Genomic DNA, 12,430 nt, shown 5'->3' on the forward strand with positions numbered 1-12,430 from the left:
AAAGTGTCAGTCTTCCGGCGATCGTCGGTCCGCTTCGGCCGTACACCCGAACCCGAAACCCCCTACCAGCGCGCGGCGCAAGTTTGGGACGAACGCATCGGCTCCGCCCGCGTGCAGGCCAGGAACTGGCGGCTGATGGCCTTCGGTTCGCTGATCCTGTCGTGCGGCCTCGCTGGCGGGCTCGTCTGGCAATCCACGCACGGCACCGTCGTTCCCTGGGTGGTGCAGGTCGACAAGCTCGGCGAGGCGCAAGCCGTGGCGCCCGCCGTCGCTGATTACAGGCCGAACGACCCGCAGATTGCCTGGTATCTCGCCCACTTCATCCAGATCGTCCGCTCGCTTCCGGCCGACCCGATCATCGTGAGGCACAACTGGCTGCAGGCTTATGATTTCACGACCACGGCGGGCTCGGTGGCGCTGAACGACTACGCCCGCGCCAATGACCCCTTCGCCAATCTCGGCAAGCAGCAGGTCGCTATCGACGTCTCCAGCGTCATCCGCGCCTCGCCCGACAGTTTTCGCGTCGCCTGGGTCGAACACCGCTTTCAGGATGGGGCGCTCGCCGGCACCACACGTTGGACCGCGATCCTCACGATCGCAATTCAGCCGCCCACCGACGCCGATCGGCTGCGCAAGAATCCACTCGGCATCTACGTCAACGCCATCAACTGGTCAAAGGAGCTGGGACAATGACCCCGCCGATTTTCTCAAGAGCCGGCGGTCCGGCTTCGCAGCTTATCGTTCACCAAAACCGGAAAGTCGGCGATACGTCTCCCCGTAAACCCGCCTTTGCGGCTTTGCTGATGGTTGCATCGGCGCTTGGCGGCTGCGCACACAATTTCATCCCGCCAGACATCAACTACGATAGCGCAGAGCCGGCGACGCTCACCGTCGATCCGCCGCCGCCCGTCAAGATCGTGGAATTGCCGAAACCGCTGCCGCTGCCCGGGCAGTTGAAACCGCTCGCCGCCGGCAAGCGCGTCCCCGAAGCCGCCGATCCGAAGGTTCGCGTCAAACAGGCTAACGCTGCGGCACGGGTGCAGCCGGTCCGCAATGGCTTCATCAATGCCGTACAGGTCTATCCCTTCTCGGGGGGAGCTCTCTACCAGGTCTATACCGCGCCCGGTCAGATCACGGACGTCGCGTTGCAGGACGGCGAGCAACTCGTCGGCTCCGGACCGGTTGCCGCGGGTGACACTGTGCGGTGGATCATAGGCGATACCGAGAGTGGGGCGGGCGCGACCAAGAAGATCCACATCCTTGTCAAGCCGACGCGGCCGGAATTGGTCACCAATCTCGTGATCAACACCGACCGACGGACCTATCTCCTCGAGCTCCGCTCGACGGAGAAGACCTATATGGCCTCGGTCTCCTGGCAATATCCTGAGGACCAACTCATTGCTCTTCGGCGGCAGAATGCGGCGGCCGAAACCGCGGCCCCCATTGCGGCCGGCGTCGATCTCGCTTCGATCAATTTCCGCTATTCGATCGAGGGCGATGATCCGGCCTGGCGTCCGCTGCGCGCTTTTGACGACGGCAACAAGGTCTATATCGAATTTCCCAGCGGGATTGTCCAGGGTGAGATGCCGCCACTGTTCGTCATTGGCCCGGCCGGCGGCTCCGAACTGGTGAACTACCGGGTCAACCGCAACTACTACATCGTCGACCGCCTGTTCGCCGCCGCCGAATTGCGTCTTGGTGACAAGGACAGCGAGCGGCGCGTGCGTATCGTCCGCACCGACGGAAGGCCGCGCTCATGGCGATAGGCAGGGAAGACGAACATCAAGGCGATACTCCGTCTGTCGCGCCGCCGGACCTTCGGCTCCGAGGCGAGCGGCCCCGTGTCACACGGCTCTCGCGCAAGGTCCTTATCGGCCTCGGCGCTGTGTCTGCCCTGGCAGTCGCGGGCGCGCTCGGCTATGCCCTCCAGACCGGCAATAAGCTGCAGAGCGGCCAAGAACTGCTCAGCACCCAGAACCGACCTTCGGCCGAGGGGCTGGCCGAGTTGCCGAAGGACTATACTGGCCTGCCGCGTCAAGCGCCGCCGCTCGGGCCGCCGCTGCCTGGCGATCTCGGCAAGCCGATCCTCAACGCAGGCGCCGCACCGAACACCATAGCGGCGACGTCTGATCCCGAGACGCAGCACGGGGTCCAGGAAATCGAGGCGGCGCGAGTTAGCCGCCTCTTTGCCCAAACTGCTCAGCAACCGCAGAGCGTGGGCCAACCAATCCCGAATGCCTCCACTGGCGCCACGCCGACTCCGGCCGCGACACCACCTGTCGATGCAGGATCCGCCCAGAACATGCAGGACCGCAAGACGGCCTTCCTCAACGCTGCGACGGACAAGCGCACGGTCAGTCCAGATCGGCTCGAAGCCAAGGCCTCTCCCTACATCGTGCAGGCCGGCACAGTGATCCCGGCTGCGCTCATCACGGGCATTCGTTCCGATCTGCCTGGCCAAGTCACCGCCCAGGTGACCGAGGCTGTCTATGACAGCCCTTCCGGCAAATATCTTCTGGTTCCCCAGGGTGCGAAGCTGATCGGCCAATACGACAGTTCCGTCGCCTTCGGCCAGTCCCGTATCCTCTTAATCTGGACCCGCATCATCATGCCGGACGGCAACTCGATCGTGCTCGAGCGCCAGCCCGGCGCCGACACCGGTGGTTATGCCGGGCTTGAGGATGAGGTCGACAACCATTGGGGCATGCTGTTCAAAGCCGCCGTCCTCTCGACCATGCTCAGCGTTGGAGCGGAGGCGGGCACGAGCCAGAACGAGAACAACCTCGTTCAAGCAATCCGTAGTGGCGCGTCCAACAGCATCAGCCAGACGGGTCAGCAGATCGTGCAGCGCCAGCTCAACATCCAGCCGACGCTGACCATCCGGCCAGGTTTCCCGGTGCGGGTCATCGTTACGCGAGACCTGGTGCTGGCTCCGTACGGAAAGGGAGGGACGCCATGACGAAGCTCAAGCTTGGGCCGCTTGAAGACGACAAGCCGGTGAAGCTCACGATCGAGCTGCCGGCGGCGGTCTTCAGGGATCTCAAAAGCTACGCCGAGATTCTGACGCGTAGCGGAGGCACGACCACACCGACCGAGCCCGCCAAATTGATCGCGCCCATGATCGAGCGTTTCATGGCAACCGACCGCGCCTTTGCAAAAGCTCGCCGAAATGCGGCTCAGGTCGTCTCTGGATCAGCCGAGAGGTCTGGATAGCGTTCCCGAAGTAGGGCGAGGAACGGACGCAGTGACGGATTGCAGTTGTCTTGCCGCCAATAAGCGCGGAAGCTCAGCCGCGTCGGACCCTCCGCATCATGGACCTCGCGGAAGGTCACTCCCTGATAGGCCGCGCCGGTCGCGCCTTCCAAAGTCAGCAGGACACCCCAGCCCGCGCCCACCAAAGTGAGAAGCCGGTCGAGCGCCACATCATGGTGAAGCAGCCAACACGGATCGGACCCACCCAATTTGCTGACGAGAAGCTTGAGCAATTCCGGTGCCGGGCCATGCTGTGACAACAGAAGCGCTTCCTCCCTCAGTTCGCCCCAGTGAACCACATCACGCCTTGCCAGCGGATGGCCCTTGGGGAGGGCGACGACGACACGTTCGCTCCAGAGCGACAAGCACCCGTCGCTCCAGCTTGAATTGGGTTCGGCCACAAAGGCGACGTCAATGGCGGAACTGGCTAGATCGGAGATCAGATGGTCTCTCGATCCGTCTACCAGATGCGTATCAGCATCGGGGAAGCGGTGCCGGTGGTCGAGGAGGGTGGCCCGGAGATTGCCGGCTGAGAGTGAGGCGTGGACGCCGATGGTCAATCGGCCGCTCTCGCCTCGCCAATGAGTCTTGAGGCGAGCGGCGATCGCTTCCGTTTCATCCACGATGCGCTGGGCGGCATCGAGGAATTCTTGCCCTTCAAGGGTCGGTCGCGTGCCGGCGTAAGTGCGCTCGAAGAGAGCGCCGCCCAACTTGTATTCGAGATTGCGCAGGCGACGACTAAGAGTCGACTGCTTGATTCTGAGCGTTTCTGCCGCTTGGCGGAGGCTTCTGTGGTGAGATGCGGCGATTGCCCAGCGTAGATCTCTTAATTCCACTGGCGTGGTCGGAGCCCTATGGCGAATTGCCGGTGACCAAACTTTTTTTTGAATGGTTCACTCCATTTGTTTGCGCTGCTTCAGCGCCTTCTTCGCGCTAGCCCTGACGCAGCCATTGAGCGCCTTCGTGAAGGCATTGGAGGTTCTGGCGACCGACCGCAATGGCGTGTAAAAGAGCCAACGTAGGCTTCCGCCCCGACCAAAAAAATCGCTGTCGACTTCAGATTGAACCGCATGTAGCTGCCCGCCAGCTAAGGGGCTAAAGCGCGTCCATTCGACGAACTCAACCGCGAAAAGGTCAGGAGCTTCGGTAAGTAATTGCGAGAAGGTTTAGCTATCTGCCCTCGGTTGCCTCCTTTTCAAAGGATTCGGTGATCTCGTTTCTCCGACCAATGATCGAACCGAGCTTGGCGCATTCGACAACTCGTTCACTGAGTGGCGCGCCGACGCTGGCTCTTGCCATCGGAGTGCAATCGCCTCGGCGAGCGTTACGGGCGGGTTCAGACGAAGTTCTGCTTGAGCAAGACGGCTGGGCCGTTTGCTGGAATTATGCCACCAAAATACAATCTATTTGATTAGATGACGACTCGGCCTCACGACAATCCATCGCCAAATCAGATCGGTCCATCACATTAGTTGGTGGTTGCGCTTGGATGCGCCGCCGAGGTTGCGAACAAGGTTGCAGCGGAACCGCCGGTCACGGGAGGCCACGGTTATCGCCTCAGCCTCATCGAGCGCTCCTTCTGAGATGCGGGGGAGCCATCGCATGGGACCTTCGAACGTGATTGCTCCTGACTGGATCGGCAAAGTAGCCCTACCGCCTCAGCATTTATTAATGAGTCTGCACCCTGCTAATAGTAGCGTTATAGTCAGTGGTTTGACGGTCAGAGCGAATGGCATGCTTGGCACATGAAAACTCGTGCGCTAGCACTACTTTGGGTGCGCCGGGAGACCGGCAAGGAGGAGATGGTGAAAGTCCATTGCGATGAAGGTGTAGCGAACCACATCGGCCCCGAGCCGTGCGCAGGCGTCCGCGAGGGTGTCGGCGAAGCGTCGGTAGGGGAGCATGCAGGCCAGCCATTGAGCCGCGAAACAGTGTTATCTCGGGAGCCGACGCTGTCCAAAGAGCGGAAGGCAACATGGATGAGTGCGCAATTGCGAGCACCCGTCCAACCCGGCGTGGTCGTAGACCCTGGCATGCATGGAAGCTCCTTGTACGGGAACCGGGATATCTCCGGGTCGGCCATCTTCCTCCTCGGAGGAGGTGGTCCGCAGCGGGAAGGCGAGGAGCCGTAGCCGCTGATGCATGACACGGAGAAGTCTGACTCTGGCATAGTAGCTGAGAAGCCGACGAACAAAGCTGGATTACTGGCGGCGGAGTGGGCGGAGCCAAGGCCGGGGACCAAGGGAAACGCGGAACAGCAGCGCATGCACCGGACACAGGGCCGGGCTCGCATGACCCAGTCGCTGGACCGCGTACGGACAGCCGCAAGGCTGAGGAAGAAGGACCGGTTCACCGCGCTCTTTCACCACATCAATGTCGATACACTGCGGGCGGCGTTCTTTGCGCTCAGGCGTAGGGCTGCTCCCGGAGTGGATGGCATGACGTGGCAGGACTACGAGGAAGATCTCGAGCCCCGGCTCGCCGATCTGCACAAACGGGTCCAACGAGGAACGTACCGCCCGCAACCGTCTCGCCGGACGTACATACCAAAAGCAGACGGCAAGCAGCGTCCGTTAGCGATCGCGGCTCTCGAAGACAAAATCGTCCAGGGGGCCACCGTCATCGTGCTCAACGCCATCTACGAAGGAGACTTCTGTGGCTTTTCCTACGGGTTTCGGCCCGGCAGAGGACCACATGATGCGTTGGACGCGCTCTGCACAGCGATCGAGACGCGGCAGGTGAACTGGATCATTGACGCCGACATCCAAAATTTCTTTGGCGCAGTCAGTCAACCTTGGCTGGTTCGCTTCTTGGAACATAGGATCGGCGACAAGCGCATCATCCGCCTCATTCAGAAATGGCTGAAGGCGGGTATTCTCGAAGACGGCGTCGTAACCGCTGATGACAGGGGAACGGGTCAAGGTTCGGTGATTTCACCGCTCCTTGGCAACATCTACCTGCACTACGCTCTCGACCTGTGGGCCAAACGCTGGCGACAGCGCGAGGTCTCCGGCGGCATGATCATCGTGCGTTACGCGGACGATGTAGTAGTCGGCTTTGAGCGCGAGGATGACGCACGTCGTTTCCTTGACGCGATGCGCGCGAGACTGGAGGAGTTCGAGCTGACGCTCCATCCGGCCAAGACCCGCCTGATTGAGTTTGGTCGCCATGCGGCGGCTCAACGCAAGCAGCGCGGACTCGGAAAGCCGGAAACCTTTGCGTTCATGGGGTTCACGTTTATCTGCGGCAAATCACGCCGAGGGCGCTTCCAGCTTCAACGGAAGACCCGTGGCGACCGCATGCGAACCAAACTCCGCGAAATCAAGGAGGAGCTGAGGCGCCGAATGCACTGGCCGATCCCTGCACAGGGGAGATGGCTGAGGCAGGTCTTGACCGGCCACTTTGCGTACTTTGCTGTTCCGACGAATGGCCGAGCGCTCAATGCGTTTCGGTTCTACCTGACCGATCTCTGGAGGCGTACGCTTCGGCGGCGCAGTCAGCGGACCTGTCTGACCTGGGATCGCATAACGCAGATCACCGACGACTGGCTTCCCAAGGCTCGCATCCTTCATCCATGGCCGAAGCTGCGCTTCGCCGTCAAACACCCGAGGTAGGAGCCCGGTGCCTTAATTGGGCTCGCCGGGATCTGCGCGGGGGGCGCCCAGTGATGGGTGTCCCTACCGCGAACAGATTATTTGATTTTGCCGCGTTTTATAGGATTGAACGAAGCCGCTGGCGCGGCATGTAGGGAGGCATGGCAAGGATTGCCTCCTGTCTGAGAGGATTGCGGGTTTTCGAAGCCCAACCCTTTAGACAGGAGGTTTTCCGATGGCTGAGATCAGCCCACTTCGCCGCCGCATGATCGAGGACATGACGGTCCGCAATCTGTCACCGGCGACGCAGCAATCCTACCTCAACGCCGTAGCGAAGTTGAGCCGATATTTCGGTCGTTCTCCCGACCGGCTCGACCTCGAGGATATCCGTGCCTTCCAGGTACATCTGGTTGCGACGGGGATGTCCTGGCCGGCACTGAACCAGATCGTCTGCGCACTGCGGTTCTTCTACGGTGTGACGCTTGGTCATGACACCGTTCCGGAGCGCATCGCCTATGCGCGTAAACCGCGCAAACTACCGGTCGTGCTGAGCGCCGACGAGGTCGTACGCTTCCTGGAAGCAATCCCAAGCCTCAAGAGCCGTACCGCGTTGACCACCGTCTATGCCGCAGGCTTGCGCGTATCGGAAGTGGTCCTCTTGAAGGTTGTCGACATTGATAGCCAACGGATGTTGATCCGGGTCGAGCACGGCAAGGGCGGCAAGGACCGTTACGTTATGCTCTCGCCGCAGCTTTTGAGGATTCTGCGGACGTATTGGCGGCTCACTCGGCCAAAACGATGGCTATTTCCCGGCCGCGACGACGAGCGTCCGCTCGTCCCGAACGTGCTGCACGCCGCCTGCCGTTCAGCCTGTGCTGCGGCCGGCTTGAGCAAGTCGGTGACCGTGCATACGCTGCGGCACACATTCGCGACCCATCTCCTGGAGAACGGGGCCGACGTGCGCATCATCCAGGTGCTGCTCGGCCATGCCAGTCTGGCCAGCACGGCGCGCTATACCCAAGTCGCCACAAAGACCATCAGCAATACGCCAAGTCCACTTGACTGGCTCCGCCTGGAGGTCGTGCCGCCCGGCTGAGCGGACCTGATGGCTCCGATTCTGGAGGTGGCGGATATCTTCCGCCGCTACGGCGAAGCGTTTCGGCAAGCCCGTGCCGAGCATTTGGGCCGCGTCGAGCGGCGCGTCATGGGCGCGATCACGGCATGCGGCAGTGCTCGGCGGCCACGTCGAGCAGTGCGACGACTGCGGCGCCACACGGATCGCCTACAACTCCTGTCGCAATCGGCACTGTCCGAAGTGCCAGGGCGCGGCGCGCGCGCAATGGCTTGCCGAGCGGCAAGCCGAGCTCCTTCCCGTGCCGTATTTCCACGTCGTCTTCACCATGCCGGCCTCCGCCGCGGAGATCGCCTTCCAGAACAAGGCCGTCATCTATGCCATCCTGTTCCGCTGCGCTACCGAGACGCTCACCACCATCGCGGCCGACCCCAAGCACCTCGGCGCCCAGCTCGGCGTGACCGCCGTCCTCCATACCTGGGGCCAGACCCTGCAACACCATCCGCATCTCCACTGTGTCGTGCCTGGTGGTGGACCTTCGCCCGACGGCATCCGCTGGGTCGCTTGCCGGCCCGGCTTCTTCCTGCCGGTGCGCGTCCTCTCTCAACTGTTCCGCCGCCTGTTTCTGCAAGAGCTGCAAGCTGCCTTCGTGGCTGGCCAGTTGGGCTTTTTTGGTGATCTCGCCCGTCTCGCCGATCCCGCCGCGTTTACCCAGCGGCTCGATCAGCTCCGTCGGACCGACTGGGTCGTCTACGCCAAGCCGCCATTCGGTGGGCCCGAACAGGTGCTGGCTTATCTCGGCCGCTATACGCATCGCGTCGCCATCGCCAACAGCCGGCTGATCTCACTCGCCGATGGGAAGGTGAGCTTTTCCTGGAAGGACTATCGGCAGAATCGCAAGGCCAAAGTGATGACGCTTGATGCCGATGAGTTCATGCGTCGCTTTCTCCTGCACACCCTGCCGGACGGCTTTCACCGCATCCGCCACTATGGCTTTCTCGCCAATGGCGGACGCAACGATAAAATCGTCCTCTGCCGTCAACTCCTTGACGTCCGCAACGCTCCGGCTGATCAAGAAGCCGGCGGCGATCCCCTCGTCAAATGCGAGATCCCGGTCCGCCCGCATTGCGGCGGCACCATGCGGCGCATCGACGTCGTCCCGCAAGCCTGCGCGCGCGACCATCCGTTTCGTTGTGACACGTCATGACCAGCGCCTGCATCATCCACCCCTTCCGTGATCACCTTCGCGGTGGCAACGTCCGATGTCGCCGTGGCCGCGCTCGTCACCACTCACCCCGTCAGTCATGCGGCCGCGCATCCCAGCACAGCAAATCGCTCGCGGCATCGTGCTCTCGGACCGAGCAATGGCGCCGCTCACGTCCGATCAATCACTCGCCGACGCACGGCCGCCACAGGCGCGCCTTCTCCGCAGTTGCTCCGGCTGCACTATCCCCATAGCGCCCACAACTCCGCGGCTTCGTTCAATCCGGCTTCTATGAGGTCGCACGCGCCACCGCGTACGCGGCTCGCGCCTGCTACGCGACCTCACAGAACCCTCAAGATTCCCGAATCGATTTTTCAATGATTCATGGGTGGTCGGCTCTTGGAGGGCTGACCATGGCGGGATGGGAAGACGAACTCGAACGCTGGCTAATGCCGTTCTTGGACCGGCTGGGTCATAAGACCCGACAGCGGATGTGTCCTGTATGTTGCGGGATTGATCGGTCCTGGCGATCGCAAGAGCGTTCAGCCGATGGCGGAACGCCTTGCCACGAGCAACTACGACCAGTTGCACCATTTCATTGCGGACGGTGTCTGGGACGCGACGCCGCTGGAGACAGAGCTGCTCAACCAGGCAGACCGACTTGTCGGCGGCAGGGATGCGGTGTTGGTTATCGATGACACCTCACTGCCGAAGAAGGGTGAGCGCTCGGTCGGTGTTGCGGCTCAATACGCGTCGGCTCTCGGTAAAACGGCAAATTGCCAGACGCTGGTGTCTTTAACGCTTGCGCGCGGCGAAGTGCCAGTGATGGTCGCGTTACGTCTCTTTCTGCCTGACAGTTGGACGAGCGACTTGTCTCGTTTGAAGCGCGCTCGCGTGCCAGTCGAACACCGAACGCCACGGTCCAAGCCGGAGATTGCTTTGGCCGAGATTGACCGCGCGATGGCAGCCAACCTGCGCTTTGGATGTGTGCCGGCGGATGCAGGATACGGCCTCAGCGCACCGTTTCGACAAGGGCTAACAGAGCGCGGGTTGGCCTGGGCGGTCGGTATCCCTCGTCACCAGAAAGTGTATCCGGTCGATGTGAAGCTCATTTGGCCGATCACCAAAGTCCGTGGCAAACCACGAAAGCACTACGTGCCCGATATCTTATCGATTGCGGCAGAACAAATGCTGGCCAGCGCCAAATGGAAAACCGTGAGTTGGCGTAGCGGGACGAAAGGTCGGCTCAAAGCCCGATTTGCTGCTCTCCGTGTCCGGACCGCCGACGGCCCTGCGCAGCGGATATGGGATAAAGGCCAGCAGCATCTACCAGGTGACGAAGCTTGGCTCATTGGCGAGCAACGTGCCTCCGGGGAGAAGAAATACTATCTCGCCAATCTTCCAGCGGCGACGGATCTGCGCACGCTGGCCGCCACCATCAAGGCACGGTGGATTTGTGAGCAGGCGCATCAGCAGTTGAAGGAGGAGCTTGGACTTGATCACTTCGAAGGGCGATCATGGCAAGGTCTTCATCGCCACGCCCTGATGACAATGATTGCCTACGCCTTTCTGCAACATCGCCGCCTCGCATACGCGGGGCGGAAAAAAAAGAATCAACGGGCCTCCGCCTCAGCCAACCATGCCCGCCGTACGTCACGCCATCGTTGATCTCATCCTTCGGCCGCCGCCTCAGCAGTGCCCATATTGCCGAAAGCAAATCCCCGAAAAACAGTGGCGCAAACACATTCTGCCAAAGTAGTGCTAGTGGCTTGGAATGTGCGTCGGATTCGGGCGAAACGCGGTATTTCCCAAGAGAGATTGGCTTACCAAGCCGGGATTGACCGCTCTTACATGGCCAGTCTTGAGCGGCAATCGAAAAATCCGACAATTGATCTCCTCGATCGCATCGCCGAAACGCTGGGCGTTCATTTGTCCGAATTCTTTGCTCGGCCGTCCAAACATGCGGTGTCTTGCAAGACCTCGCCTAAACGCCGTAAGTCAGCGCGTCTCGGCAAGCCGCGTGTCCAAAAGAACAAACGCAACGGTCCGACGCCACAGAATTTCGAATGAGGCCTCGGCGAGAAGCTTGGAGCCCGAACAGATCGGGCGCCGGCTTTCGCACCAGCCGATGCACGCCCGCGTAGGCTATCAACTCGCGGCCTTGAACCGGCAACCCTCGATATCACTGGTGAGCCAGCTACGCTGGCGAGGCTACAGGCACGCAGCAGCGGCTCCTCGTCGACCTTGAACCCGATCATGGCGAATTCGCCGCTGCGGAAGCGGAACGACGAATCCCGCGTGGTGGTGAAGCTGAAGAGATTGTCGGCCCAGTGGGGGCTACTAAGCTATGAAGATGGAGATGCGGGCGGCAATACGGAATCCCTGATACCGGCGAATGGATCCAGCATGTCTCGCCTACTGGGACACGATCTTCGGCGGTTACTTCTCGTCCTATGGCGCCATCTTTGACGCCACGACAAAGGCGTGCCGATGGTGTCTGTGTCGACTACTATACCGCATTCCAGAGCGACCAGTTTGGCCAGTGTCGAGCAAGCGGGGATGTTGCCTATCCCGCAACAGTGGGCAGTTAGGTGCTTACACCGAAGCGGCACCGCATTTTCTACATGATGAAAACTATCTGACAGGTTCCAAATATTGGCCGCCTACAAGATCTGGCAGGGGCCTAGCTTAGCCAGCTTATGTATATAGCGGAACCTCTGTCCCGCATTTTGCGCGGGGACACGCGGCAGGTAACGGAGGTCACAGATGGCATACAAGAAACTCATCAATCAAAGCGGCCTGACACTTACGGTGTTGCTCATCACGCGCGTTGGCTCAGAGCCGAACCAGTCCGGACAGATCGTCGCAACGGCGCTACCGGTGGGTGGCAAGCAGACGATTGAGTACGGCAGTGCGCAGAATCCCTTCCTCAACGGGCTCGTGATTTCCTCATCTTCCGATGGCGCGTTTTCGAACGGGTCGCAGATCGTGACGACTCGGGGCAGCAGCTGGGATACTGTCCTGAACACGCACGATACCCTTACCTTTAGCGGAGCGGGTGGGCTGAACGTGGTGGGCTCGAACATATAACCCGCCACGGCACCGACGGTCCCGCGGTGGCGGACTTGGCCGCTCCTGGAGCCGATCCTGGCGGCGTCGCCGCCCTGCTCGGATGAGTGCAGCCGATGGACGGAAAGGCGACTCTTGTGACTTCGGCGCCCGTGCAGCGGTGATCACCCGTGCCGGGGTGTTGGATGACTTCGCCGGAGACGAACCATGATGCCTTCACTTTGGTTGTCCAACAGGACC

At 61.3% G+C, this 12,430-nt stretch carries 9 protein-coding genes and 2 pseudogenes; 10 read left to right on the forward strand and 1 reads right to left on the reverse strand.

The genetic code is table 11. The features are described 5' to 3' along the window. Window positions 1–3 precede the first annotated feature (3 nt). From trbF to JEY66_RS06010, 4 genes are read left to right on the forward strand one after another with little or no spacing between them, the layout of a single operon-like run. Window positions 4–693: a conjugal transfer protein TrbF gene (gene trbF, locus JEY66_RS05995; protein WP_026191850.1), complete on the forward strand. Its 690-nt coding sequence runs from the start codon at window positions 4–6 to the stop codon at window positions 691–693. Then, window positions 690–1,766, forward strand: coding sequence for a P-type conjugative transfer protein TrbG (gene trbG, locus JEY66_RS06000; RefSeq protein ID WP_026191849.1), 1,077 nt, complete (start codon window positions 690–692; stop codon window positions 1,764–1,766). The genes trbF and trbG overlap by 4 nt, the downstream gene beginning before the upstream one ends. After that, window positions 1,757–2,959: a TraB/TrbI/VirB10 family type IV secretion system protein gene (locus JEY66_RS06005; protein WP_018268875.1), complete on the forward strand. Its 1,203-nt coding sequence runs from the start codon at window positions 1,757–1,759 to the stop codon at window positions 2,957–2,959. The genes trbG and JEY66_RS06005 overlap by 10 nt, the downstream gene beginning before the upstream one ends. Next, complete coding sequence (locus tag JEY66_RS06010; RefSeq protein WP_016843881.1) at window positions 2,956–3,213, forward strand: DUF2274 domain-containing protein; 258 nt, start codon at window positions 2,956–2,958, stop codon at window positions 3,211–3,213. The genes JEY66_RS06005 and JEY66_RS06010 overlap by 4 nt, the downstream gene beginning before the upstream one ends. Here the strand turns inward: JEY66_RS06010 and JEY66_RS06015 are convergent. After that, window positions 3,177–4,088: a LysR family transcriptional regulator gene (locus JEY66_RS06015; RefSeq protein ID WP_085970796.1), complete on the reverse strand. Its 912-nt coding sequence runs from the start codon at window positions 4,086–4,088 to the stop codon at window positions 3,177–3,179. The genes JEY66_RS06010 and JEY66_RS06015 overlap by 37 nt on opposite strands. Window positions 4,089–5,543: 1,455 nt before the next feature. Here JEY66_RS06015 and ltrA point away from each other — a divergent pair. The 6 genes and pseudogenes from ltrA to JEY66_RS06050 all read left to right on the forward strand — a co-directional run bounded on the left by ltrA (window position 5,544) and on the right by JEY66_RS06050 (window position 12,211). Continuing rightward, on the forward strand, window positions 5,544–6,866 hold the full coding sequence (gene ltrA / locus JEY66_RS06020) for a group II intron reverse transcriptase/maturase (RefSeq protein WP_342714084.1): 1,323 nt from the start codon (window positions 5,544–5,546) through the stop codon (window positions 6,864–6,866). Window positions 6,867–7,080: 214 nt separating this feature from the next. Continuing rightward, window positions 7,081–7,941: a tyrosine-type recombinase/integrase gene (locus JEY66_RS06025; RefSeq protein WP_026191847.1), complete on the forward strand. Its 861-nt coding sequence runs from the start codon at window positions 7,081–7,083 to the stop codon at window positions 7,939–7,941. A gap of 9 nt (window positions 7,942–7,950) precedes the next feature. Then, window positions 7,951–9,124 (forward strand): annotated as a pseudogene (locus JEY66_RS06030) (IS91 family transposase). A gap of 374 nt (window positions 9,125–9,498) precedes the next feature. Next, window positions 9,499–10,858 (forward strand): annotated as a pseudogene (locus JEY66_RS06035) (IS701 family transposase); the annotation flags it as partial. 21 nt (window positions 10,859–10,879) lie between these two features. Continuing rightward, entirely contained in the window at window positions 10,880–11,191 is a 312-nt protein-coding gene (locus tag JEY66_RS06040; protein WP_038374098.1) for a helix-turn-helix domain-containing protein, read from the forward strand. A 696-nt stretch (window positions 11,192–11,887) separates the two neighbouring features. Beyond that, the gene (locus JEY66_RS06050; protein ID WP_018268871.1) at window positions 11,888–12,211 is read left to right on the forward strand and encodes a hypothetical protein; all 324 of its coding nucleotides are present in this window, start codon (window positions 11,888–11,890) and stop codon (window positions 12,209–12,211) included. Window positions 12,212–12,430 lie beyond the last annotated feature (219 nt).

This window comes from Bradyrhizobium elkanii USDA 76 (genome assembly GCF_023278185.1).
Classification (GTDB): domain Bacteria; phylum Pseudomonadota; class Alphaproteobacteria; order Rhizobiales; family Xanthobacteraceae; genus Bradyrhizobium; species Bradyrhizobium elkanii.

What these genes read in the sequence shown, in the direction of transcription:
- trbG (WP_026191849.1), top strand. Translation starts at nt 690, where the DNA reads ATGACCCCGCCGATTTTCTCAAGAGCCGGCGGTCCGGCTTCGCAGCTT.
- JEY66_RS06005 (WP_018268875.1), top strand. Translation starts at nt 1,757, where the DNA reads ATGGCGATAGGCAGGGAAGACGAACATCAAGGCGATACTCCGTCTGTC.
- JEY66_RS06010 (WP_016843881.1), top strand. Translation starts at nt 2,956, where the DNA reads ATGACGAAGCTCAAGCTTGGGCCGCTTGAAGACGACAAGCCGGTGAAG.
- ltrA (WP_342714084.1), top strand. Translation starts at nt 5,544, where the DNA reads ATGACCCAGTCGCTGGACCGCGTACGGACAGCCGCAAGGCTGAGGAAG.
- JEY66_RS06025 (WP_026191847.1), top strand. Translation starts at nt 7,081, where the DNA reads ATGGCTGAGATCAGCCCACTTCGCCGCCGCATGATCGAGGACATGACG.
- JEY66_RS06050 (WP_018268871.1), top strand. Translation starts at nt 11,888, where the DNA reads ATGGCATACAAGAAACTCATCAATCAAAGCGGCCTGACACTTACGGTG.